Here is a 23,372-nt window from a genome sequence, read left to right as displayed (position 1 = left end):
ATACCAACAGTTCAATTATTGCTCTATTCACCGGCGAAACCATTCATTTCGAGCTTTATTGAGAAGCCAGAACGCTAAAGCTTCGGGTGTGAAGTGAAACGGAGAGTCACTCCAGAATAGGGTTATAACGAAAGAGAGAAGCCCTATGGCTTCTCTCTTGTTTAGGTGAAGATCAGAAAACGACGGGTTTTCTCATCATGTGTGCAATGGCTGCTAGGGACGAGACTGCGCGTATAATCCTGCCAGCACCTCCGCTATTTTTTCGCCAATAAAGTCTTTATTGCGGCTGACAAACCAGTGGTCACCGTGTACCACAAATTGCTGGAAGGCGTGGGTGGTTTGCGCCTCCCAGGCGGTCATTTCATCGACCAGCGTGACCTCATCCTCCAGCGCTGAGAACACCGTAATCGGGCAGGACAGCGGCGCGTCGTGTTGGTATTCATAACTTAATAGTAATGGCATATCTCTGCGCAGCCCCGGTAAGATTTGCTTAACGAACTCCAGATCGTCAATGTAGGTCAACAGACCGAGGATTTTTTGCTCTGAGTTGGAAGCAACACCACTTTCGCGTAACGATTCGCGGTTTTTCCAGGTGCCGGTGAGCTGTGGTGCCATGGTTGCCGATGAGAAGAAATGCACCGGCAAGAGTTTGTTGCCGGCACGCAATGCCCGGTAGAGCTCGAACATCACTATCCCTCCGTAGCTATGACCAAAGAAGGCGATGTCACCCTCCCAACCCAGCTGTTTTTCATCTTCCATCAAACGATCGAATGCCGTTTCCAATTCGCTCAACAACGCCGACAACTGGGTGTGGTTTTCTTCCTGTAACCGGTTTTCACGGCCCGGGGATTGAATGGCATAGACTTCGCAATCTGCCGGGGCGTTATAGAGGAAGTGAGCAAACATCGATGCACCAGCCCCCATCGAAGGCATCATAAACAGCTTGGTTTTCTTCGGCTGTTCATTCGGTGCCCGTTTTAAACGGACAAAGTATTCATGCACAACCTCAATGTCGGCTTCTGAAGTAATACCTGAAATGTCGCCGGATGGTGCTTGCGCAGTGCTGCCATTGGTCAATTCCTGGTAAAGTTGCTCGGCGAGTTCAAGTAAGCTTGGGCCTTTCACCATGCGCATCAACGGGTAATTGATCTCCAGTTTTTGCTGGATCCAATGGCGTAACTGGTTGAGCATTAACGAATCCAAGCCCATCGCAGAAAGCGATTTTTCCGGCGCAACCTTATCAACGGTGGTACCAAGGATCCGCGCTAATGCTTCGGTCAGCTGATGTTTCAGTTCCTGTACGGCCTCGGAACCCGACAACGCCTGTACTTTTTCACGCAGGCTGATATTACCGTCGTTTTGCCCTTTGATCTGCAGTGCTTCATTGGACAAAAAATGGGCGAAACGCAGATCGTTGCGCAGATGATCGTAATGCTCACGGAAACGCGCCCAGTCAATATTGGCGGCCATTCTTATCACATTGCCGTCCAGCAAAACTTGCTCGATTTTCGCTGTCACCTGTTTCTGGCTCATCGGCAGCCAGCCTTGTTTATCCAGCAGGTTCAATAACGAATCGGCATCCTTTGTTAGCCCGGCAAACTGACCGAGTACGCCGATATTGATCGCCTGCGCAGTCAGTCCCTGCATTTGGCGATAATGCGTTAGCTTGTCGATAAAGTTATTGGCGGCGGAATAACAGGTCTGGCCGCCAAAACCGAACACGGACGCGATGGAGGAAAGCGAAAGGAAGAATTCCAGAGGCGTATTCTGCAGGGCTTGATGTAAATGCCAGGCGCCCAAGGCTTTGGCCTCGAAGGCTGGCATCAGTTCGTCACGCTGCAGATTGCCGATCAGGGCATTTTGCATCACCGCCGCTCCGTGAATAACCCCGCCCAACGGGGCAACGTGCTTGATCTGTTCGATCATGGCCATCACGTCGGTGGACGAAGAGAGGTCGACTTTAGGTAACAGCACCTCAACCCCTTGTTGGCGCATTAGCGCAATGGCATGGCGATCCTCGTCATGCTTAGGGCCGCTGCGGCTGGCGAGCACCAGTTTTCTGGCTCCGTGCTCCACCAACCACGTAGCCAGCACTATGCCCAATCCGCTGGCCCCGCCGGTGATCAGATACGTTTTCTCCGCTGACAGTTGTAAATGCTGCGCGGGAAGTGCGTTGACGGAGACCCCCTCCATGGTCACCACCCTGTTTTCTGACTGGCGATCGTCGCCCAGTGCGGAGGGAAGTGCATTGACCGGAAGAGCGGAGTAGGCCGGCAATGGCATTGGCGTTGCGCTGTTAATTGCATCGATGGCCTGAGCAAAGAGCTCTGCGGCTTCATGCGGTCTCTTAGCGACCAGAGACAGAACATCTACGGCAAAATAACTGAAGTTTGCTTGTTGGCAGTGGAAGCTTAACGCTTCATTTTCTCCTTGGTTATGTGGGTTCAGCGCTATAAACCGGCCAAAAGGCTGCAGGCATCTCAGACTTTGCATAGCGCCTTTACCGCTGAGGTTATTCAGAACAATGTCGACGCCGGCACCCTGCGTATCGGTCATAATTTGCTGATGGAAGCTTAACGTCGTGCTGTTATAAACGTGCGTAATGCCCAATGAGCGAAGCTGTTCTCGGCTAGCGTCGGTATCGGCGCTGGCAAAGACATCGGCTTTTAGCTGTTGAGCCAAATGCACGCAGGCCAATCCCGTTGGCGTATGCGCGCAGTGGATCAGCACACGTTCACCCGGTTTGATTCGAGCTAGCTTGAACAGGGCTTGCCAAGCCGTCAGGCAGGCGATAGGCAGCAGTGCGGCTTGTTCAAACGACAGGGCGGCAGGTTTATGTGTCACGTAATGTTTGTCGACTCGAGTGATTCCGGCCACGCCGTTAGCGGTGATAGCGATAACCCTATCCCCCGTCTTGAAGCCGCTGACTGCCGAGCCGATGCGGGTTATCACACCACTGCATTCGTGGCTGAGTGAACGTTCAGACGTTGTACGGCGGTTCAATGCCGTGGCTTTTATCGCGAGCTCAATCTCATGTTCCTGAAGCTCCGCAGGTGTAAATTGACGCATTTGCAGTGAACCGATCACGCCCGGCACACCAAACACAGCATGATAATTCCCGCCGCACCCCGGTAGCACTTTGGCGGCGTTGAGCTGAGCTTGGTCGGGGTCTACGCTCTTCAACCTGCGGGCGAAGAGTTGCTCCCCGCGTATCGCCAATTCGGTTTCATTCTTACCCCTGTGGGGGGCCGTAATCAGTCCAGCAAGAAGGCTCAGTTCGCCTTCGTTAGCCTTGCCTAAATCAACAACCTTGCAGACGGCAAGCGGATATTCATTGTTCATGGTGCGGCTGACGCCATACAGCGGAGCCTGTATCAGATTAATGGGCGAGTCTTCTGGCGTGACCCACTCCGAGCCGCAGTTGATGGTCCAAAGGACGGGTTGCAGTTCATTTTCAATGATTGCGTGGTTGATATTGACGCTTTTCCAGATTAGCGATTCTATCCGGGGGGCCAAGTCATGTTCACCGACGTGCTCTTGCGGCAGCAGATTCACAATGCGCGTCAGGGCAGGGTAGCGTGCTTTGACTTCCCCCAGCGCATTGAGCACGGCCTGGCGCTCCTGCAGGTCTACCGGCCAATCGAATGCGGGGTTTTCTCCCAAGGTAATGACCGTCGCCCCGCGCTGCTTCAATGCGTTGGCGAGTGCGCGATAATGCGTCTGCACGTCCGCAATCAACAATACTTCTGTACCAGGCTGTGCCGGTACACTTACGTTGTCGACAGGATGCCAGCCATATTCATAACAACCGCTGTAGGCAATATCCTCTTCGTTACTGCGTGAGCCGATGATGTATTTTAATCGCAGGCCGATGATTTGAGCGACTACATTACCGGCATCATCAAACAGCAACACATCACTTTGCAGATAGTCTTCGTCGGCTTGTTGGACAGAAAGGTAGCTCCATAAAATATCGCCCTGTGCCTTTTGGAAGAAGTGGTAGCGTTCGATATGCACCGGCAGGTAAACACCCAACTCTTCGTCAGTGTCCTGCTGTCGCGTAGCGAGAATGCTATGAACCACGGTGTCCATGAGTGCAGGATGCATGAAGTAGCGGTCGAGGCCAAACTTCAGGCTGTCAGGTATGACTATTTTCGCCAACAACTTATTCGGCGCGCTCCAGAGGTTCTGGATAGTTTTAAACGCAGGGCCATAGCTTAAACCACCGCGTTTTAAACTGTTGTAAGTGGGTTGTACCGGGATTCGGTGGCTGACATCACGCTGAACTTCTCTCAGGCTGATTTGCGGCGCTGCCGGTTTAACGTCCAGATAATTTATTATTCCGTTCGCGTGTTTTATCCACTCCGCATCGGGTTTGCTGCCATCCCGGCTTAACAGCCAATAGCGGCCTGATGCAGAATCAATCTCCAGGTTAATGGTTAAAGGCTCCCCTTCATCCGGCAGGAACAGTCCGCGTTCAAAACTGATATCCATCAGATAACTGAACGACTCGCCAAAGGCCTGACGACCTGAGGCCATTGCAAGTTCCAGAATCCCGGCACCCGGGAACAAAATCAGATCATCCATCCGATGCTCGCTGAGATACGGATCTGCCTGGCTATCAAGAAATACATTGAACACGTGCCAGGTTGGATTGATGCCTGAACGATGATGTTGGGTAATATTGGGGTGGAAATCGAGTTTGAGGCGGTGTTCCTGATGGCGACGGCTCTCATTCCAAAAACGTTTCTCTTGCCAGGCATAGCGAGGCAAATCATGCAGTCGGCCTGCACCAGGGCAGACCTTGTGCCAGCTCATTGGGTGTCCCGCGATCAGCAGCGCACCCAGGCTTTGCTTAAGGCGCACGGCTTCATCTTCCTGACGGCGGATTGACGGCAATATTTGTGCATTGACGTTCAGCTTGGTGAACAGTTCTTGTGCTCCACTGCTTAAAGCCGGGTGTGGGCCGATTTCGATAAACATATCAAAGCCGTCTTCTACCATGCGTTGCAGTGCCGGCGAGAAATAGACCGGGTCGCGGACGTTTTGGTACCAATAATCGCTGACTAAATGGAGTCCGTCTTCCCGCTTGCCGCTGACGGTGGAATAAAGGGCAATCTGGGCGGCAGTGGGCTCTAAAGCGCTGAGTGAGGCGATCAGCTCTTCTTTGAGTGGGCCCATATGGTGTGAGTGGAATGGCACATCGACCTTCAGGAACCGATGGAAGACATCTTTTTTTTCCAGCTCACTGGCAATCGCGTCCAGTGGTTTACGGTCTCCGGAAAGGGTAATGCTTTCGGGGCCGTTAATGGCGGCTATGGACACGCGATCGGCAACGTTGGCAATCAACTTTTCGGCGGTCGGTAAATCGACGCCAACAGCCAACATGACGCCTTTGCCAGATGCCGCGTGCTGGCCGCGACTGCGGTGGAATATCACCTGCACTGCCTGTTCCAACGTGAGTGCCCCGGCGGTATAGGCTGCCGCAACTTCACCGATTGAGTGGCCAATGACACCTTCAGGCTCAATACCGTTGTGTTTCCATAATTCGACCAAGGCGATTTGCAAGGCCATGATGGCGGGTTGGGCAATCCGAGTATCACTAATTTGTGATTCTGATTCTGGACGGCTCATTTCTTCCAGTAACGACCAACCGGCAATGTCGACAAACAGCTTGTCGATGGTGGCGATTACGTGACGGAAAACGGGCTCCGTATCAATAAGCTGACGGCCCATGGCGTACCATTGCGGCCCTTGACCGGTAAAGACGAAAGCCAAACGCGGCTTCTTATCCTGTGCCTGCCCTGACTCAACGCCGGCGAGCGACTCACCGCGTAGGTAAGCACTTATCTTTTCACCAAGATCCTCCGTGCTGCTGGCTGCAATAGCGAGACGGTGGCGAAGTAACGATCGATGTTGACCGGCGTTGAAACAGATATCGTTCAGGTTAGCTTGGGTGTCTGACAGATAGGCCAGATAGGTTTGTAATTGTGCTTTCAGCGCCTCAGGCGTTTGGGCACTGCAACTGAACAGATTTACCTCCGGCCGGATATCTTCTGCCTGATCCAGGCCGACAATGACCTCTGTATCCGGTATGTATTCTTCCAAGACAACGTGAGCGTTGGTACCTCCTGCACCAAATGAGTTAACACCGCCTATACGTGAGCGACCGTGGCTCGGTGCAGGCCAGCGTTGATTGCGGTCCACCACCTTCAGGCGCCAATTCTCAAAGTCAATTTTGGGATTTGGTCTGTTGAAATGCAGGTTCGCCGGGATCTGTTTATGATGGAGGCAGAGCGCCAGTTTAATCAAGCCGGTGACACCTGCTGCCCCCTCCAGATGACCAAGGTTACTTTTTATTGATCCAATAAGCAGGGGCTGTTCAACGGGACGCTGGCTAAACACATTGGCGAAGGCTTGAGTTTCCAATGGGTCACCGACAGAAGTTCCCGTACCGTGGGCCTCAATATATTGCACTCGTTGCGGATCAATGCCTGCTTGCCGGTACGCCGTCTGAAGCATTTCCGTTTGGGCTTCGGGGTTGGGTACGGTAAAACCGGCAGGGGTAAAGCCGTCAGAGTTACAGGCGCTGCCTCGCACCAGGGCATAGATCTTATTATTGTCCGCCAACGCCTGAGTTAGTGGCTTCAGATAGACCAATCCCACACCTTCTCCGCGCACGTAGCCATTGCCACTTTCGTCAAAACTTTTACAGGTGCCGTCTGCACTGAGGAAATTGCCTTTTGACAGCATCATCGTCAACGCAGGGTTGATATTCAGGTTAACCCCGCCGGCAATGGCCTGCTTCGCCTCCCGTAACCAAATGCTCTGACACGCCAGGTGGATGGCAACCAGGGAGGCCGAACACGCGGTATCGACGGCAATGCTTGGACCTTTTAAATCGTACAAATAGGAAATACGGTTTGCTAAAGATGTCAGTGAGATCCCCATGGCTGACTGCGGGCTAATGCGATAACGGTTATCAGGATCGGCAAGAATATCCTGATAATCGTTGGCAAACGAACCGATATATACGGCGGTTTTTGAGCCGCGGAACCTATCCAGTCGATCGCCAGCGTCTTCTAACGCCTCAAAGGTTGCCTGCAGCAGCAAGCGCTGCATGGGATCGATATTTTCTGCTTCCTTGGGGAAAATATTAAAGAATTCATTATCAAACTTATCAATGCCATTGATAAAACCACCGCGTGCCGTCTTGGTTTTTCCGGTTTTATTGGTGTCTGGATCGTAGAACTTGTCCTTATTCCAGCGCTCAGGGGGGACGTCGGTAATACCGTCGACGCCTTTCAGTAATACATCCCATAACTCTTTGTGATTATTCGCATTTCCAGGGGTTTTGCAACCAATGCCAATAATGGCAATAGGTTCTCTATTTGCAGACATAGGGTGACCTCCGTGATGTAAACATAGGATTTTTTTGAAGATAGGAATTTTATTAATTTGCTATTTATTTATGGTTTTCTCATTGATTTTCTCTGTGGTCAGGCGTCGAAAATTAATTATAGATAGTTAATTTTTTTTCACATTTATATTTCCTTGTTTTTAGTAATGATTTTATATCACTTTGTTTTATTTGATTTATTATTTCTATTAAATCCATATGGTATTATTTTTTTTCTGATATAACTAAGGTTATTTGTGTTTGTCGAGATGAGGGGAAATTAAGTAGTATCAGGTGATTACCCTGTTTATTACTGACATAACCATCTCGGTTTTGATTTTTTATTTTTATAATTGTTTATTATCTTTATTTCTATAATTTCAACACGGTTCTATTTATCTTTTTGTTGTCTGGTTCGAGAGTGGGGCACTGTCATAATGATGCAGCATGTTATTTTTTTTCGGCGGCTCTGATCGATATCATTGAAAACTATCGACAGTCTGGGTAACACTGATGTCAACACCAAAGGAGAAAACGATGTACAGCGACAATGAGAAGAAGTTCTATATCATCCTGAACCGCAACCACGAACCTGCAACCTTGTTCAACGCGTCCTGTCACTTGACGGCAGGCATTACCGATTTGATCGAACAGCGTGAATTCCATCATTACCCTAGCGCTATCGACGGTGTCAGCGCCAATATGAGCCATTACCCGATCGTGATCCTGCAGGCGAAAAACAGCAGCCAGCTCAGCAATCTGATCCTTAAATGTAAGGAAGAGGCGGTGCTGGCAAACTTCTTCACCACCACCATGTTGTCGCACTCTGCTGAGCAGCAGATCGCGGATACTGCGAATACAGAGTACGAAAAGTTGGAGTTCGTTGCCGTAGCGCTGTACGGAGACACCGAACAGCTTAAGCCCCTAACGAAAAAATTCTCCGTTTATCGGTAAACCCTGTCTCCGCCATACCTCATTAACGTGCCCGATCACACAAACGCTGCCGCCGAGTTTCGTCAGGCGCATTTGTCATGATAGTTTCTATCAGAATAATGATGGGAGACGAGTATGGCAGGTAAGAAAACTACCCTGGCCGCCATCGCCAGAGAGGCACATGTCGGCATTGCCACGGTTGACCGGGTGATAAATCAACGAGCAGCGGTGCGGCCAGAAACGGAACGCAAGGTGATTGCGGCAGCGAAAAAATTGGGGTTCGCCCTGGAGAAATCGCATCGTTTGTTTGAAACGGCCGGGAAACCGGTTGTTCGGGTAAAAATGGGGTTTATCCTGCTGCGGAAGGCGCATTCGTTTTACGCCCAATTGGCTGATAGCCTGATGGAACAGGCTGCGTTATATCACGATCCTGCCTCTCCCCCGCAGTTCATTTTTCATGATATCAGTGCCGTCAATGAGACGGCCGCAGCCATTACGTCCCTAAGCCAGCGTGTTGACGTTATCGGCGTACTGGCGTTGGATAACCCGATGATTGGTTACGCCGTTGAAGAGGCGACCCGGCGGGGCGTCAAGGTGTTTACGCTCCTGTCGGATCTGTCAGTGCACAGCCGCACTGGCTATATTGGTTTGGATAACCAGCAGGCTGGTCGTACCGCTGCCTGGGCGGTGGAGAGATTATGCCGACAGCCAGGAGACGTTGGTGTGATCATCGGTGATAACCGTTTTTTGTGCCAGGAAACCTGCGAAATCAGCTTCCGCTCTTACCTGCGTGAGCACCAGAGCGGCCATCGGGTACTTGAACCGGTGCGCAACCATGAACAGGCAGAAAGCGCCAGGCAGGTAACTCAGGCCTTGCTGGCGCAACATACTGAGCTGGTGGCCCTCTATGCACCTTGTGGCGGTGTTGAGGGGATTATCGCGGCGCTGCGAGGAAGTGGCAGGCAACATGAGATTACCTTGGTTTGCCATGGCCCGGTGGACGGAGGGGAGATGGCGCTGTTTGATGGCACGTTGGATTTGATGTTGAGACACCGCATTACTGAGTTTGCCGCGACGGTTATCAACACTTTTGTGTCGGCTGTAACCCATGATTCGTCCGGTTTTATACATGTCATTAATCGTTTTGATTTGATCACCCAAGAAAATATTTGACTGCCTGGCTCCCTGTTCGGGGGCCGTTCCCCGGTTCCAATTCCCTAAGCCCCTCTATAAGCCGTCTCGTCTTGATTTGATAAAAAACTATCATTTTTGTGATAAAAATTAACGCGATCGCTATCAAAAAATGAAATTTTCGTCATTGCCGATTTTGAAACGTTTGTTTGATACTGACGCCACGCCTACTTCGCTACGGAACAAAAATCATGACTTTGTCTATCGCCAATGCACCTTGCAGTTGGGGAGTGGATGACCCTAACAATCCGCATCTTCCGCCTTACGCAACCGTCTTGCAGGAGGCAAGTACGGCTGGTTACCGCAGCATAGAGCTGGGGCCGTGGGGATACTTACCGACCGATGTCCTGACGTTGAATACCGAGCTGCAACGGCATGGACTATCGCTGGTGGCGGGAACCCTGTTTGACGATCTGGTCAGTGAGCATAACTTCGGCCATATCCTTGAATTGACACATAACATTTGTCGCAACTTATCGCAGTCGATAAAAGCGCAACAAAACCGCGCCCCTCATTTTTCGCCACCTTATCTGGTCATTATTGATTTCGGCGACCCGCAGCGGGCGAAATTTGCCGGGCAGTCTTCTCTGGCACCGCGATTGTCACCAGACGATTGGCAAAGAATGATCAGCCATATTATTACCGTCAGCGAGATTGCCTGGCAGAAGTATGGCGTACGGCCGGTTGTACATCCGCACGCGGGGGGCTGTATCGAATTTGCTGATGAGATCGAACAACTGACCGCCCAAATCCCGCATCAAACCGCCGGGCTGTGCCTGGATACCGGGCACCTTTACTACGCCGGAATGGATCCCGTTACCTGGCTCGACCGTTACTTCACGCGCATTGATTATCTGCATTTCAAGGACGTTAACCCACGGGTATTTCACGATGTATTGGCGCGTGGGTTGGACTTCTTTACGGCTTGCGCGCAAGGGGTGATGTGTCCTCTTGGCCAGGGAGCCATTGACTATCCGGCTGTGCGTGAATTATTGGCGGCACGTGGTTATCAGGGCTGGATCACCATTGAGCAGGAGCGCGATCCGCGTCATGCGCAGGGTAGCCTGCGCGATGTTACGGAAAGCCTTAACTATTTGCGAAACATCGGCTTTTAATCAGGAGAAACGTGATGATCAACGGCATTAAACCTTTGGGAAGATCGCTGCGCTGGGGCATGGTCGGCGGCGGCGGCACCAGCCAGATTGGTTATATTCATCGTTCTGCGGCACAGCGCGATGGGACTTTCACCCTGCTGGCTGGTGCGTTTGATATCGATGCGCAACGTGGGCGCAGCTTTGGGCAAAGCCTGGGGGTGGCACCGGAGCGCTGTTATCCAGATTACGCCACGTTATTTCGCGAGGAGGCCGCAAGAGCGGACGGCATTGAAGCGGTTTCCATTGCTACGCCAAACAATACCCACTTTGCTATCTGTAAAGCGGCGCTGGCGGCCGGTTTACATGTGGTGTGCGAAAAACCCTTGTGTTTCACCACGGAAGAGGCGCAAACACTGATCGAACTGAGCCAAAAGCACCATAAGATTGTTGGCGTCACCTATGGTTACGCCGGGCACCAGCTAATACATCAGGCGCGACAGATGATCGCCGATGGGCTGCTGGGCGAAATACGCATTATTAACATGCAGTTCTCTCATGGATTTCACGCGGCGCCGGTGGAGCAAGAAAACCCCAGTACCCGCTGGCGGGTAGATCCACGTTTTGTTGGCCCCAGCTATGTATTGGGGGATTTGGCGACCCATCCATTGTTCTTGTCGGAAACCATGGTGCCGCAGCTTAAGATCAAACGCCTGATGTGCAGCCGCCAGAGTTTTGTTAAAACCCGAGCGCCGCTGGAAGATAACGCCTTTGTGCTGATGGAATATGATAATGGTGCTGTGGGTTCCATGTGGTGTTCGGCGGTTAACAGCGGATCGATGCACGGGCAGAAGGTGCGTATTGTTGGCGAAAAGGCGAGCCTGGAATGGTGGGATGAACAGCCTAACCAACTACGTTTTGAAGTGCAGGGGGAACCGGTACGCATTCTGGAGCGTGGTATGCCCTATCTCGATCCTATGGCGTTGGCGGATGATCGTATTGGCGGCGGTCATCCGGAAGGATTATTTGAAGCGTGGTCAAATCTCTACAGGCGCTTTGCGCTGGCCATGGACGCTAGCGATCGAGGGGACGGCGAATTTCTGGCCGATCTATGGTACCCCGACGTGCATGCAGGTGCGATGGGCGTGCGTTGGGTAGAAAACTGCGTGCGGTCGGCCGATGCTGGCGCCAGTTGGGTGGCGTTTCGCTGAGGTGCCGTAGTGCAACCTCATCGTAGGGGTTATCGCGGATAGGCAGGCAAGCCCATTGTGTTGTCTGCCTATTCGCGACGGCTCAGGCGCTGGCACCGTCATAGGGGTGGATTTGCAACGACTCGAGTGCCAGTTCGGGCACGCAGCGCAGGTTAACAGCGCACATCTCCGAACCGTCCGGACCTTTCCCATAGGCAAACGCCTCGGTGCCGCATGTTTGGCAAAATTGGTGCTGGATAACCTGTTTGTTAAAGGTATAGCCGCGCAGCAAGGTATCACCGCTGTTCAGCACAAAGGTGTTGATCGGGAAGAACGCCAGCAACAAGCCTTTGCGGCGACAGATTGAACAGTTGCAACTCAGGGCTTCATGGGGCAGATCGGCGTTCACCGTAAAGGTGACGGCACCGCAATGACAGCTTCCTTGAAATGACATAATGGCTCACCTGCTGAAAATCTCAGTTCGTCCAATTATAGTTCACCTATTTAGCCTATTGATTGGCCTGGTGTACTGGACCTGAAGTGGGAAAGCGGTTTTGGGACGGCTGTATTAGAAAAATCTTTAAATTCTGTTAAGTTAGTGATTAAGGCAATGACAAGGAGACAGTGATGTTAGAGCAATACTACCCAGCCACCCTGAGTTCCAAACCGATCACGGACGAACAACATAAAAGACTGGTGGCTGTGCAAGCCGCACTGGAGCTGATCAAGGCGACATTATCCGACACCAACGACGGAAACGGTGTTGATTTCCAGCTTAAAGCGGCCGAAAAGCACATTGGCCCGATGGCTGACGCCATTCAGGAAGCGTTGAAATAAACGCCGAAAACGAGAATAAACCGCCTAAGTCTTAAGGGCGGTTTTTTTGTGCCAGCTTTGCTGGCGAACCGCGTTGAGCGCACAGCCATCGCATGATTGCTGTGATTTTTTCATTAGCGTATTGCCTTTTTCCCGACTAGTGCCGTTTTCAGCACCCACCTACTATGCAGATCCGGTTCATTACCAGGTTCCCTGTCATGTTAAAGAACACCCTATCATCAACTTCACCGCTGCGCTTTGGTGGTATTACGCTGTTGGTCAGCGTCGTCATGTTCTTTGCGACTGCCGCGCCGACCCAGGGCGCGCAGGTTATCACCTTTGTGCCTGATGCCGCTGGGGGATACCCCGAGAGCATTGCCTGGAATGAGCGCGCCGGGGCGTTTCTGGTTTCGTCGCTGCGCGGCGGGCAGATCGGCCTGGTTTATGAGGATGGGCGCTACAGGCCTTTCGCCGTCGACCGTTCACAGATCACGACTTCCGGCATTGTCGTTGACGCCGTGCGCAACCGCATGCTGGTATGCAACGAAGATGTAGGCATTGCGCTCACGTCTTCACCCGGTACGCACAATCGCGTGGCGCAGGTGCTCGAGTTTGATCCCGATACAGGTGCGCTGCAACATGTCTATGATTTCTCGCCGTTGAGCAAAGGACCGACGCTCGCCAACGATCTGGCCTTCGACGCGCAAGGCAATGTCTACGTTACCGATAGTTTCCAGCCGCAGATTTATAAAATCGACCAGGCAACCAAGGCGGTTTCGATACTGGTGCGTTCCGAACGTCTGATGCCCGCCACGACCACGGCGGCGTCGGGGGCGAAACCTTATCTCAACGGAATTGTTTACCACCCGGACGGCTATCTGATTGCCGGGGACTATTCCCGTGGTCTGTTGTGGAAGGTGGCGCTGGATGGGAGGCACGCTCTAAGCGAAATCAAGCTGCCACAGCGTTTGAAAGGGCCCGACGGGTTACGTCTTAAAAACCCCGACACTCTGGTGGTGGTGCAGTCTTTCCCTGGCACCGGGCAGGGCATGTCGGGGGATGTGACGCTGCTTTCTTCATCCGACGGCTGGGCTAGCGCGCGCATTACCGCTGTTGTCACGCCGCCGGGATTGGATGGACCCACTGCGGCGGCAGTCAAGGATGGTGAGGTTTGGGTTGTCAATTCACGTTATCCTCGCCTCTTTGCCGATACCGCGAATGCCGATCGCACGCGCGCGTTCAGCATCGTCAAGGTGGCGTTTAGCGATGGCCAAAATGTCTCCGGGTTGCCATGAAGGGCCGTAACGCCCACTGATGGGGCGTGGATTTTCAACTGAAAGCGGCAGCGCATGGGGCCGATGGCTGGCGCGATCGTCAATCCTGGCAGCAATCATCAACCGCTTAAGTGGCGTTCACTGAGGCGGTTTTTTTGTGCTATTCAGGCGGGAAAATTCGGATTTTTTGTCTACTGATAGCGGAAAAAAATTGGCAGAATTCATCTCAGGATTATTTTAGGGAATAGGCGAGGAGAGCGTTGATGAAAGATGTGCATATTGCACTGTCGGGTGGCTGCGTGCGGTTGGCTTACCCGGGAGAGGACGTACTGGATTTCACCGATAACCTGTCATTTGGGCCGCTGTGCGCGCTGGATGACGAGCAGGGTCTTCAGGCCCGATCCCGCTGGTTTCAAGATCTGCACCACTCTGTTAACGCCCCCGATTGGGACACCTCTGCACAACGCCTGACGGCGATGGAAAGCTTAAAAAAGCAGTTGGCTGCGATCACCGGGCAGGTGACCCTGTGGATTGGCGACAACGCCGATGAGCAATTAATGTTGCGTGCCCTGCTGCCATTACTGCGTGAACACCCGGTGTTTGTGGTTAACGTCACCGCACTTGCCGGACATGAAACCACCGGTTGCTGTCCGATTGAAACGCTCGAATCTTTGTGGGTTCGCCGGCGTGAATTGCCACCCGAAGACCAAGTGGCGCTCATTACCGACTGGTATAGACTGCTGAAGGAGAACGCCCCAGTGCGGATCTTTGCACAGGGAGAAGTGCAGGGGAAAACGCTGGAGTTCCACGACCCGTTGCTGTTGCAATAATGCCCCAACGATTACACCCAGGGTTCCCGGGTGGTCGGCAACGCAAGGGTGAATTCGCCCTATGGGGTCGGCGACACTTTTCTGAATTTCCGACTGTACGCGTTGATTGAGCGGGGCATATTGCAGGCGCAGACCGGCGGCGTGAACATGAACCTTCTCCAGGTGCGGCAGGCTTAATCGTGCTCACCCCGCGTTGTGATTTTTTGTGCGGTGGGGCGGATAAAGCGGGGCAAAGCAGTTTTATCCGACCCCGGCTTCTGTTTATAATGCGGCATTGACTGTACAAATAAACAGGTATCTCGCAATGACGCTGGTATTGGATGGTGAAAAGATTGGCCGTAACCGGTTTACCGGCGAGAAGATTGAAAACGGCAGCTTTATTAACTGCGATTTCTCGGGTACCGACCTGACCGGTACCGAGTTTATTGACTGTCAGTTTTACGATCGCGAGAGCCAGCAGGGCGGTAATTTCAGCCGTGCGCTGCTGAAGGACGCCAGTTTCAAAAATTGCGACCTGTCGATGGCGGACTTCAGAAATGCCAGCGCGTTGGGCATCGAAATCCGCGAATGTCGTGCGCAGGGTGCTGATTTCCGCGGCGCAAGCTTTATGAATATGATCACCGCACGCACCTGGTTTTGCAGCGCTTACATCACCAAAACCAACCTGAGCTACGCCAACTTTTCAAAAGTGGTACTGGAGAAGTGTGAGCTATGGGAAAACCGCTGGAACAGTGCACAGATCCTTGGTGCGACCTTTAGCGGTTCTGACCTGTCCGGTGGCGAGTTTGCCTCTTTTGATTGGCGTGCGGCCAACTTTACGCATTGCGATCTGACCAATTCGGAACTGGGTGAGTTAGACCTGCGTGGCATTGATCTGCAGGGCGTGAAACTGGACAGCTACCAGGTGTTTCAAATGATGGAGCGGCTGGGTATTGCGGTTATCGGCTAGGGTTATGCCCAGCGCCTTTCAAGCTGCAATCTTGTCGCTGCCGGCGATGTTTTATGAAGGGCCGTGAGGCCCTTCCCGTTCGCGACGGCTGGCGCTGCGGCGGATAAATAATAAGAGGTGTGTATAAATATTATAATAAATATTCCTTGCTTAAATAATTCCCTCGTGTATAAATAACGCCATCGGTTTGTAGTACAGACCTTATGAAAGCAGTTTTAGTAAAGCAGTTCTCAGTATTAGTGATATCCATAGATACCTCTTCTCCCGCGAATTTCCTTCTTTAGTGCCCAATAAGTTTCCAACAAAAACAGACCTCTATCGCCATATGGCGTCTCAAAAATATAAAGGAAATATCTATGTCTACTAAAATGACTGGTTTGGTAAAATGGTTTGATGCAGGTAAAGGTTTTGGCTTTATCTCTCCGGCAGACGGCAGCAAAGACGTGTTCGTACACTTCTCCGCTATCCAGAGCAATGATTTCAAAACGCTTGATGAAGGTCAGCGCGTTGAATTCACTATCGAAAACGGTCAGAAAGGTCCTTCTGCCGGCAACGTCGTCGTTTTATAATTTGTAGGTAGTGATTTATTTCTTGCGATAGCGAAGACGGTGTAAACCTGAGCAGATGAGAAATAAATGCAATGCCTGAATAAACTCCAGGATTACCTGGAGTTTATCTAAAAATAAATTAAGCGTATTTCAATAACGGAAGTTATTGGCAACAGCAAAAGAGATTGGCGTCGTAACAATAATAACGACGATGATTCAGTCTATTTTTCTGTTGTGAAAAAGTTGTGCTTAGGCTGCGTAAGGTTGGAGTGTTGGATGGACGCTTACGCCATAACATGACAGTCGGGAAAGTAACCGACAAACATTGATAACCCTGGCCTGCGGCCGGGGTTTTTTTATGCCTAATGATCAGATTAGACGGTGGTTAGCTTCGCTGAGAATCCAGTACTTCACTGTTTTTCACGACGTCCTGCGCTTTAACATAGCTTTCAATGAGCAACTGATAGGCCGGGAATATTTTGGTGTAAACCTCTGCCCATTGCTGTGCATCCTCACGGTTCCAACTCCCCTGAAGTTCAGAAGCTACGCCTGCAGTATCAATCGGAACTACACCGGCCTGCACTACGCGCGCCAGGGTGATTTCCTGCGCCATTTTTGAATAGGTGCCCGACGCATCGATGACAGCAAACACTTTATATCCATCGGCGATTGCGCTTATTGACGGGAAAGCCATGCAAACGCTGGTAATGGTACCGGCGATGATCAGCGTTTTTCGCCCGGTAGCCTTAACCGCAGCGACAAAGTCTGGGTTATCCCATGCGTTGATTTCGCCTTTACGGGCAACATATTTTGCGTGCGGGGCATTTTGGTGGATCTCAGGGATCAAGGGGCCATTAGGACCTTGCGGTACTGAAGCCGTGGTGATTACCGGCAATTTGCTTAGCGTAGCGATACTGGCCAGTGCGCCAGCGCGAGCGCGCAGCTCAGTCATTGGCATGTCGGCGACGGTCTGGAACAGGCCGCTTTGATGATCGATCAGCAACATAACGGCATCATTAGCATCAATAACAGGACGCTGACCATTGAAGTTTGCTGGAGTGCTCATAGTTGTATTCCTCTTTCATCGGTAGATGGAACGTCAATTAACGTTAAAAAAGCCGGGCTGAATCTCAGCACCTGCCTTTAGTCTAGGGATGGTGAGGATTTTCGGTAGAGGGTGAAATCAGGATACATCGTCCCATCAACAGAACAATAACGCGGGAGGGCGATGATTTAATCGCTGAACTAAACTTAAGTTGCATGAGAGACATGCGAAACGTCTATTGCAAGGAGCGCGGTCCTGTTTATTGGCTCGATGTGGAGGGCAGTCATCGTGACTTATCAACATATCGTTGTTGCAACGGATCTCAGTGAAGATGCTGAATTCTTGCTCGGAAGGGGGGCCAGGCTGGCCAGCGAGCTGAATGCCAAACTATCGTTGATTTATATCGATATCCATCATGCCGGTTATTACGCCGAACTGGGGATCGGTGAATATAACTACACCGATCGTACCTTTTCTGAACGTGTAAAGAATATGCTCAATGCGATCAAGGAACGGTCATCTTATCCGGTTGAAGAGGTGATTATTGGGCGTGGCGAACTGACGGAAGAACTGAATCGGGCGGCAAAGAACAAAGGTTTTGACCTGATCATCTTTGGCCACCATCACGATATCTGGAGCCGATTGATGTCGTCGACACGACAAGCGATCAATCAGTTGAATATCGATCTGCTGGTTGTGCCCATTGAGAAAAAATAAGCCATCCTGGGCTGCCCAAGATGCAGTCCGGGTTTTTCTATAACGGTTGCTTATCAACCAGATGACAACATAGAACAGTTCTTGAACTTATTCATTTCTGATAATACAGCTTAAAAATAATCACGCATGATTATTTTATTAATGGCATCAAAGGCTTGGCCTAATTCCGATAGTGATTGCCCTGACGCCTTGAATTTACAATGAATACCTCTTTTTGATTATAAAACCGCACGTTTTGACTGGCCCTCACCCCCCATGAGTTTTATCCTCGGACTTAATCAGGATTTGTATGACTTATAAAAATACATTCACATGGAGGAGTTCTTATGCGTTTCGACAATAAAGTGGTCGTTATCACCGGGGCCGGCAATGGGATGGGGGAAGCGGCGGCACGCCGGTTCTCTGCCGAAGGGGCAACCGTGGTTCTGGCTGATTGGGCGAAGGATGCGGTAGACAAGGTGGCCGCCTCACTGCCAAAAGGCAAGGCATTGGCGGTGCATATCGATGTTTCCGACCACGTTGCGGTTGAAAAGATGATGAACGACGTGGCGGAAAAATTGGGCCGTATCGACGTATTGTTGAATAATGCCGGTGTGCACGTCGCGGGCAGCGTGCTGGAAACCAGCGTAGCTGACTGGCGTCGGATCGCCGGCGTGGACATTGATGGTGTCGTGTTCTGTTCTAAATTCGCCATGCCGCATTTGCTGAAAACCAAAGGCTGTATCGTTAATACCGCTTCGGTTTCTGGCCTGGGGGGGGACTGGGGCGCCGCGTATTACTGCGCGGCGAAAGGCGCGGTGGTGAACCTGACGCGTGCGATGGCGCTGGATCACGGCGGTGATGGCGTGCGAGTGAACTCCGTCTGTCCGAGCCTGGTGAAAACCAATATGACCAATGGCTGGCCGCAGGAGATCCGCGACAAGTTTAACGAGCGTATTGCGTTGGGCCGAGCGGCAGAGCCGGAAGAAGTGGCTGCGGTGATGGCGTTCCTGGCCAGTGACGACGCCAGCTTTATTAACGGTGCCAACATCCCGGTTGATGGTGGGGCGACCGCCTCAGACGGTCAACCTAAAATTGTTTAAGTCGTAACGGTCAGGCCCGGCATCGCCGGGCCTGTAAACCTTACACGCCAATCCGATCTCGCAGTGTGTAGTAGGCTGCACCAATAGCGGTAAAGGGGATCTGTAGATTGCGGCCACCGAAGAACGGCAAGTGTGGCAGCTTGGCAAAGGCGTCAAAGCGTTCCGCATCGCCGCGCATCAACTCCGCAATCAACTTGCCCGCTAAATGGGTACAGGTCACGCCGTGGCCACTGTAGCCCTGCATGTAATACACGTTATTTTCAAGGCGGCCGAATTGCGGCATACGTGACAGCGTCAGCAGGAAATTACCTGTCCAGCGGTAGTCGAGTCGCACGCCCTTCAACTGTGGGAAGGTTTTCAGCAGTTTTGGCCGGATCAGGTTGTCTATATCGTCAGGATCGCGGGCACCATAAACCACGCCACCGCCATACAGCAGGCGGTTATCGCCCGTGATGCGGTAATAATCCAACAGGTAGTTACAGTCTTCAACGCAGTAATTCTGTGGGATCAATGACTGAGCCACTTCCGGTGCCAATGGTTCAGTGGCAACCACCTGAGTGCCGCACGGCATACTCCGTCTGGCCAGCCGCGGCTCCAGTTTATCGCCCAGATAGGCGTTACCAGCCACGATCACATAGCGTGCCTTCACCTGCCCATTGGCCGTACTGACGATCGCCGGTTCACCGTGCAAGATGTTGGTGACCGCAGACTGTTCGAAGATCCGTCCGCCTTGCAGGCGAACGGCTTCGGCTTCGCCGAGCGCCAGATTCAGCGGATGGATATGGCCACCGCTGTGATCGAGCAGCGCACCGACGTAGCGATCGCTGTTGACCTCTTGGCGGATCCGCCCAGCATCCAACAGCTCAAGTTGCGTGTTACCGTAGCGTTCCCAGTTTTGTTTTTGCTCTATCAGCGCATGATATTGCCGGTTGTTGAGCGCGGCGAAGATCCCGCCTGGGCGATAGTCGCATTCGATGGCGTATTGCTTGATGCGGCTGCGAATGATTTCTGCGCCCTCAAACATCATGCTGCCGAGTATGCGGGCGCTTTCCGGGCCGTAGCGTTGTTCTATCACGTCGATATCACGGCTGTAAGAATTCACCAATTGACCGCCGTTACGGCCGCTCGCCCCAAAACCAATACGGGCAGATTCCAGCAGGACGACGTTGTAGCCGGCTTCCACCAGAAACAGCGCCGAGGACAGGCCTGTGTAACCGCCACCGACGATACAGACGTCGCATTCAATGGATTCATTCAACTGCGGATAGGGCGCGTGGCTGTTGGCCGAGGCCGCATAATAGCTTTTTACGTGTTCAGTCATGGTGTCTGCCCTTATTCCAGCGAAATCCAGGTGGTTTTCAGTTCGGTGAATTTATCCAGCGCATGCAACGATTTGTCGCGTCCATTGCCGCTTTGTTTGTAACCCCCGAAGGGCACGGTCATATCCCCGTCATTGTAGTTATTGATGAACACGGTACCGGCTTTTAACTGGCGAGCCAGGCGGTGCGCACGGGACAGATCGCGTGTCCAGAGCGCGGCACCCAGGCCGTAGTCGCTGTCGTTGGCCAGTTGCATGGCGTGTTGTTCACCGTTGAATAGCGTGACCGCCAGTACCGGACCAAAGATCTCATCGCGCGCAACGCTCATGGCATTATCCACCTGGGTGAGAATGGTCGGGCCAAGATACCCGGCGTGACCATGCTGTGGGTGTTCGCGGCCATCAAGGAACAGCGTCGCACCTTGGCTCAAACCTTGTTCGATATAGTCAGCGACTTTCTCGCAGTGGCCTTGGTCGATCAGCGTGCCCATCACCGTTGCAGGGTCGAGCGGATCGCCGGGCGTGAATGCTGCAGCATGTCGACGCAGCGCGTGCAGGAATTCTTGCTGAATGCTCTCTTCAACCAACAGCCGAGTCCCAGCGATGCACACCTGCCCCTGATTATAGAAGATGCCCGCTGCGGCACTTTGTGCCGCTTTATCCAGGTCAGGACAGTCGGCAAAGATAATATTGGCGCTTTTGCCACCGGCCTCCAGCCATACCCGTTTCATATTGGATTGGCCGGCGTAGATCATCAGTTGCTTGGCGACCTGCGTGGAGCCGGTGAAGGTGAGGGCATCAACGTCATTGTGCAGCGCCAATGCCTTGCCGGCATCGTGACCGTAACCGGGGACAATATTCAGCACGCCGTCCGGCAGTCCTGCCTGTTGCGCCAGTTTGCCCAGATAGATAGCCGTTAGCGGGGATTTTTCAGAGGGTTTGAGAATCACGCTGTTGCCGGTGGCCAAGGCCGGGCCGAGCTTCCAGCAGGCTAACAACAGCGGGAAGTTCCAGGGGACGATAGCCCCCACGACGCCAATGGGTTCGCGTTCGATTAACGCCAGTGCATCACCCGCGGTGGGGGCAATTTCGCCGTAAACCTTGTCGATCGCCTCGGCATACCAGCGCAGGCAGCGAATGGCACCAGGTACATCGTCACGCAGACTATGGCGAATGGGTTTACCGGTATCCAGCGTCTCCAGCAGTGCCAGCTCTTCTTGATGCTGCTCCATTAACGTCGCTAACCGTAACAAGGTGGCTTTGCGCTGCGCAGGCGCTGCCCGTGACCAGTCCCCACGTTCAAACGCCGCCCGCGCCGCACTGACCGCCAGATCAATATCGACACCGCTACCGCGGGACACCTGCGTTAACTCGCGTTGGGCGGCAGGATCCTCCACGGCAAAGGTTTTACCTTCGGCGGCGGGTTGATAACGGCCATTGATAAACAGTCGGTTCTCAATATTCAGGGCTTGTGCCCGTTGTTGCCAATACTGTAAGTGGTGGAAGTCCATGCCTTGCTCCGTTGATCAGAAAGTCGTCGGTGTATGGGCGCTGATAATTCGGCAAATCCGCGCCGACGTGTTGCTGAAACTGTGGGGAATGCCGGTGTTGATGGCGTAGCTCTGGCCAGCCTGCAGATGATAAGCCTGCCCATTGACCTGCAATACCACCTCGCCTTCCAGCAGGGTGCCAATCTCTTCCCCCTGATGCTTAATACGTTCGCCGGTGGTGGTACCCGGCTCATAGGTTTCGATCATCATCGCCAAAGTGCGATTGGGGTCGCCGTTGTGGATCAATTTCATCGACACCCCCTGACTGCCAATTTCGATCAGATCTTGGTGATCGATAACAATTTGCGGTTCATCCGGTTTTTCCGGCTCGGCGAAGAACGCCGACAGTGACAGCCCGTACACCGTCAGCAGCTTTTGCAAGGTACTGATGGCCGGGCTGACCTTGTCCTGTTCGATAGTGCTAATGGCGCTGTGGGTTAATCCAGACAGTTCGGCCGCGCGGCGCTGTGACAGACCCAATTGTTGGCGGATCTGTGACAGGCGTTTTCCCGGTGCCAAGCTGACATCGCTCATGGGCGTTTTTCCTTTTGATAGTGTCGGCAAGCGCTAATGAAACCTTCAAACAACAGACGCGACAGGGCGTACTCTTCACTGTTCCATTCCGGGTGCCACTGCACACCCAGCGCAAAGGGCTGATCGCGCAGGCTGATAGCCTCCACCAGCCCGTCTGCGGCGTGGGCCTCGATACGCACGCTGGAGCCGAGGGTTTTTGCCCCTTGCCCATGCAGTGAGTTCACCCAGAATCTGTTGCAATCCGGTATCAGTTGCGAGAGTAATCCGCCTTCCTGAACGATGACTTCATGGGCAGGGGCGTATTGTTGTTCCAGCGGTAGGTCGTGATCTTCTCGGTGTTCGAGTAATTCAGGTAATTCAAACAAGCGACGGTGGAGGGTGCCTTGGGTGGCAACCACCATTTCCTGCATGCCGCGGCAAATGGCGAAAAGGGGAATGCGCCTGTCGAGCGTATGGCGGATTAACGCCAGGCTCAATTCATCTCGCCCAGGATCGGCGTCAGGCTCATCGCCGTTTTCACCATAAAGGTGCGGCTGCACATTACTGGGGCTGCCAGGCAATAAAATGCCATCGAGGTGAGGCAGCAGTGCGTCCAGCAGTTCCGGCTCCGCAAGCGCGTGCGGCAGGGCGATTGGCAGCCCTCCAGCGGCTACTACGGCATTTAGGTACTTTTCTTGCAAGGTCTGAGTGAGGTGCCCGTTTAACCTATACCTGCACATCACTACGCCGACCACTGGTCTGTTAAATATATTGCCCATGCTATCCCCTTGGTATGTTCGAAATTATGAACGATAAGCTTCTCCACTGCCGTTTTCGTTCAATATTTTATAAATCTAGCAGTCAAATGGGCAATATTCAAACTCAAAGTAACACTTGCAAAACAATTTTGTTGCATATATGTTTCA

The 23,372-nt window shown here is 52.5% G+C and carries 18 protein-coding genes and 1 pseudogene; 12 read left to right on the top strand and 7 right to left on the bottom strand.

Features of this window, described 5'->3' with window-relative positions:
- Nucleotides 1-213: 213 nt before the first annotated feature.
- Nucleotides 214-7,401, bottom strand: a complete 7,188-nt coding sequence (locus ACI2J2_RS07440; RefSeq protein WP_404759762.1) for an SDR family NAD(P)-dependent oxidoreductase — start codon at nucleotides 7,399-7,401, stop codon at nucleotides 214-216.
- 535 nt (nucleotides 7,402-7,936) lie between these two features.
- On the opposite strand from ACI2J2_RS07440, the gene ACI2J2_RS07435 reads away from it, so the two are divergent.
- The 4 genes from ACI2J2_RS07435 to ACI2J2_RS07420 all read left to right on the top strand — a co-directional run bounded on the left by ACI2J2_RS07435 (nucleotide 7,937) and on the right by ACI2J2_RS07420 (nucleotide 11,825).
- Nucleotides 7,937-8,353, top strand: coding sequence for a DUF2000 domain-containing protein (locus ACI2J2_RS07435; RefSeq protein ID WP_209632923.1), 417 nt, complete (start codon nucleotides 7,937-7,939; stop codon nucleotides 8,351-8,353).
- Between the two features lie 114 nt (nucleotides 8,354-8,467).
- Nucleotides 8,468-9,505, top strand: coding sequence for a LacI family DNA-binding transcriptional regulator (locus ACI2J2_RS07430; RefSeq protein ID WP_404759761.1), 1,038 nt, complete (start codon nucleotides 8,468-8,470; stop codon nucleotides 9,503-9,505).
- Between the two features lie 209 nt (nucleotides 9,506-9,714).
- Nucleotides 9,715-10,638, top strand: a complete 924-nt coding sequence (locus tag ACI2J2_RS07425; RefSeq protein ID WP_404759760.1) for a TIM barrel protein — start codon at nucleotides 9,715-9,717, stop codon at nucleotides 10,636-10,638.
- A 14-nt stretch (nucleotides 10,639-10,652) separates the two neighbouring features.
- A complete protein-coding gene (locus ACI2J2_RS07420) occupies nucleotides 10,653-11,825 on the top strand; it encodes a Gfo/Idh/MocA family protein (RefSeq protein WP_404759759.1) in 1,173 nt (390 codons plus the stop codon).
- A gap of 82 nt (nucleotides 11,826-11,907) precedes the next feature.
- On the opposite strand, the gene ACI2J2_RS07415 is transcribed toward ACI2J2_RS07420, so the two are convergent.
- Nucleotides 11,908-12,258 carry a GFA family protein gene (locus ACI2J2_RS07415; protein ID WP_404759758.1) on the bottom strand — a complete coding sequence of 117 codons (351 nt, stop codon included), beginning with the start codon at nucleotides 12,256-12,258 and terminating at the stop codon, nucleotides 11,908-11,910.
- A 173-nt stretch (nucleotides 12,259-12,431) separates the two neighbouring features.
- Between ACI2J2_RS07415 and ACI2J2_RS07410 the strand changes: the two genes are divergently transcribed.
- The 6 genes and pseudogenes from ACI2J2_RS07410 to cspA all read left to right on the top strand — a co-directional run bounded on the left by ACI2J2_RS07410 (nucleotide 12,432) and on the right by cspA (nucleotide 16,242).
- A complete protein-coding gene (locus tag ACI2J2_RS07410) occupies nucleotides 12,432-12,641 on the top strand; it encodes a hypothetical protein (protein WP_209632928.1) in 210 nt (69 codons plus the stop codon).
- Between the two features lie 197 nt (nucleotides 12,642-12,838).
- On the top strand, nucleotides 12,839-13,915 hold the full coding sequence (locus tag ACI2J2_RS07405; RefSeq protein ID WP_404759757.1) for a gluconolaconase: 1,077 nt from the start codon (nucleotides 12,839-12,841) through the stop codon (nucleotides 13,913-13,915).
- A 242-nt stretch (nucleotides 13,916-14,157) separates the two neighbouring features.
- The gene (locus ACI2J2_RS07400; protein ID WP_404759756.1) at nucleotides 14,158-14,724 is read left to right on the top strand and encodes a DUF1835 domain-containing protein; all 567 of its coding nucleotides are present in this window, start codon (nucleotides 14,158-14,160) and stop codon (nucleotides 14,722-14,724) included.
- 12 nt (nucleotides 14,725-14,736) lie between these two features.
- Nucleotides 14,737-14,901 (top strand): annotated as a pseudogene (locus ACI2J2_RS07395) (DUF3658 domain-containing protein); the annotation flags it as partial.
- Nucleotides 14,902-15,028: 127 nt separating this feature from the next.
- On the top strand, nucleotides 15,029-15,673 hold the full coding sequence (locus ACI2J2_RS07390; protein WP_265557133.1) for a Qnr family pentapeptide repeat protein: 645 nt from the start codon (nucleotides 15,029-15,031) through the stop codon (nucleotides 15,671-15,673).
- A gap of 356 nt (nucleotides 15,674-16,029) precedes the next feature.
- Nucleotides 16,030-16,242 (top strand): RNA chaperone/antiterminator CspA, encoded by a 213-nt coding sequence (gene cspA, locus ACI2J2_RS07385; protein WP_012006483.1) that lies wholly within the window; start codon nucleotides 16,030-16,032, stop codon nucleotides 16,240-16,242.
- Between the two features lie 364 nt (nucleotides 16,243-16,606).
- Here cspA and ACI2J2_RS07380 read toward each other — a convergent pair whose 3' ends face one another.
- On the bottom strand, nucleotides 16,607-17,287 hold the full coding sequence (locus tag ACI2J2_RS07380) for a hydrolase (protein ID WP_265557132.1): 681 nt from the start codon (nucleotides 17,285-17,287) through the stop codon (nucleotides 16,607-16,609).
- Between the two features lie 267 nt (nucleotides 17,288-17,554).
- Here ACI2J2_RS07380 and ACI2J2_RS07375 point away from each other — a divergent pair, with 267 nt between their 5' ends.
- Together ACI2J2_RS07375 and ACI2J2_RS07370 are read left to right on the top strand one after the other, a co-directional pair.
- Nucleotides 17,555-17,983 (top strand): universal stress protein, encoded by a 429-nt coding sequence (locus tag ACI2J2_RS07375; protein ID WP_265557131.1) that lies wholly within the window; start codon nucleotides 17,555-17,557, stop codon nucleotides 17,981-17,983.
- A 326-nt stretch (nucleotides 17,984-18,309) separates the two neighbouring features.
- A complete protein-coding gene (locus ACI2J2_RS07370) occupies nucleotides 18,310-19,065 on the top strand; it encodes an SDR family NAD(P)-dependent oxidoreductase (protein ID WP_061807606.1) in 756 nt (251 codons plus the stop codon).
- Nucleotides 19,066-19,105: 40 nt separating this feature from the next.
- On the opposite strand, the gene ACI2J2_RS07365 is transcribed toward ACI2J2_RS07370, so the two are convergent.
- From ACI2J2_RS07365 to puuD, 4 genes are read right to left on the bottom strand one after another with little or no spacing between them, the layout of a single operon-like run.
- Complete coding sequence (locus ACI2J2_RS07365; RefSeq protein ID WP_265557130.1) at nucleotides 19,106-20,386, bottom strand: FAD-binding oxidoreductase; 1,281 nt, start codon at nucleotides 20,384-20,386, stop codon at nucleotides 19,106-19,108.
- 11 nt (nucleotides 20,387-20,397) lie between these two features.
- Nucleotides 20,398-21,894 (bottom strand): aldehyde dehydrogenase PuuC, encoded by a 1,497-nt coding sequence (puuC, locus tag ACI2J2_RS07360; protein ID WP_209632935.1) that lies wholly within the window; start codon nucleotides 21,892-21,894, stop codon nucleotides 20,398-20,400.
- A 15-nt stretch (nucleotides 21,895-21,909) separates the two neighbouring features.
- Entirely contained in the window at nucleotides 21,910-22,467 is a 558-nt protein-coding gene (puuR, locus tag ACI2J2_RS07355; RefSeq protein ID WP_209632936.1) for an HTH-type transcriptional regulator PuuR, read from the bottom strand.
- On the bottom strand, nucleotides 22,464-23,225 hold the full coding sequence (gene puuD, locus ACI2J2_RS07350; RefSeq protein WP_265557128.1) for a gamma-glutamyl-gamma-aminobutyrate hydrolase: 762 nt from the start codon (nucleotides 23,223-23,225) through the stop codon (nucleotides 22,464-22,466). The genes puuR and puuD overlap by 4 nt, the downstream gene beginning before the upstream one ends.
- Nucleotides 23,226-23,372: the final 147 nt, after the last annotated feature.

This window comes from Serratia sp. NPDC087055 (assembly GCF_044900985.1).
GTDB lineage: Bacteria > Pseudomonadota > Gammaproteobacteria > Enterobacterales > Enterobacteriaceae > Serratia.
The sequence above is the reverse complement of the archived record's forward strand: the minus strand, read 5'-3'. Positions and strand labels throughout refer to the sequence as shown.

What these genes read in the sequence shown, in the direction of transcription:
- ACI2J2_RS07440 (WP_404759762.1), bottom strand. Translation starts at nt 7,401, where the DNA reads ATGTCTGCAAATAGAGAACCTATTGCCATTATTGGCATTGGTTGCAAA.
- ACI2J2_RS07435 (WP_209632923.1), top strand. Translation starts at nt 7,937, where the DNA reads ATGTACAGCGACAATGAGAAGAAGTTCTATATCATCCTGAACCGCAAC.
- ACI2J2_RS07430 (WP_404759761.1), top strand. Translation starts at nt 8,468, where the DNA reads ATGGCAGGTAAGAAAACTACCCTGGCCGCCATCGCCAGAGAGGCACAT.
- ACI2J2_RS07425 (WP_404759760.1), top strand. Translation starts at nt 9,715, where the DNA reads ATGACTTTGTCTATCGCCAATGCACCTTGCAGTTGGGGAGTGGATGAC.
- ACI2J2_RS07420 (WP_404759759.1), top strand. Translation starts at nt 10,653, where the DNA reads ATGATCAACGGCATTAAACCTTTGGGAAGATCGCTGCGCTGGGGCATG.
- ACI2J2_RS07415 (WP_404759758.1), bottom strand. Translation starts at nt 12,258, where the DNA reads ATGTCATTTCAAGGAAGCTGTCATTGCGGTGCCGTCACCTTTACGGTG.
- ACI2J2_RS07410 (WP_209632928.1), top strand. Translation starts at nt 12,432, where the DNA reads ATGTTAGAGCAATACTACCCAGCCACCCTGAGTTCCAAACCGATCACG.
- ACI2J2_RS07405 (WP_404759757.1), top strand. Translation starts at nt 12,839, where the DNA reads ATGTTAAAGAACACCCTATCATCAACTTCACCGCTGCGCTTTGGTGGT.
- ACI2J2_RS07400 (WP_404759756.1), top strand. Translation starts at nt 14,158, where the DNA reads ATGAAAGATGTGCATATTGCACTGTCGGGTGGCTGCGTGCGGTTGGCT.
- ACI2J2_RS07390 (WP_265557133.1), top strand. Translation starts at nt 15,029, where the DNA reads ATGACGCTGGTATTGGATGGTGAAAAGATTGGCCGTAACCGGTTTACC.
- cspA (WP_012006483.1), top strand. Translation starts at nt 16,030, where the DNA reads ATGTCTACTAAAATGACTGGTTTGGTAAAATGGTTTGATGCAGGTAAA.
- ACI2J2_RS07380 (WP_265557132.1), bottom strand. Translation starts at nt 17,287, where the DNA reads ATGAGCACTCCAGCAAACTTCAATGGTCAGCGTCCTGTTATTGATGCT.
- ACI2J2_RS07370 (WP_061807606.1), top strand. Translation starts at nt 18,310, where the DNA reads ATGCGTTTCGACAATAAAGTGGTCGTTATCACCGGGGCCGGCAATGGG.
- ACI2J2_RS07365 (WP_265557130.1), bottom strand. Translation starts at nt 20,386, where the DNA reads ATGACTGAACACGTAAAAAGCTATTATGCGGCCTCGGCCAACAGCCAC.
- puuC (WP_209632935.1), bottom strand. Translation starts at nt 21,894, where the DNA reads ATGGACTTCCACCACTTACAGTATTGGCAACAACGGGCACAAGCCCTG.
- puuR (WP_209632936.1), bottom strand. Translation starts at nt 22,467, where the DNA reads ATGAGCGATGTCAGCTTGGCACCGGGAAAACGCCTGTCACAGATCCGC.
- puuD (WP_265557128.1), bottom strand. Translation starts at nt 23,225, where the DNA reads ATGGGCAATATATTTAACAGACCAGTGGTCGGCGTAGTGATGTGCAGG.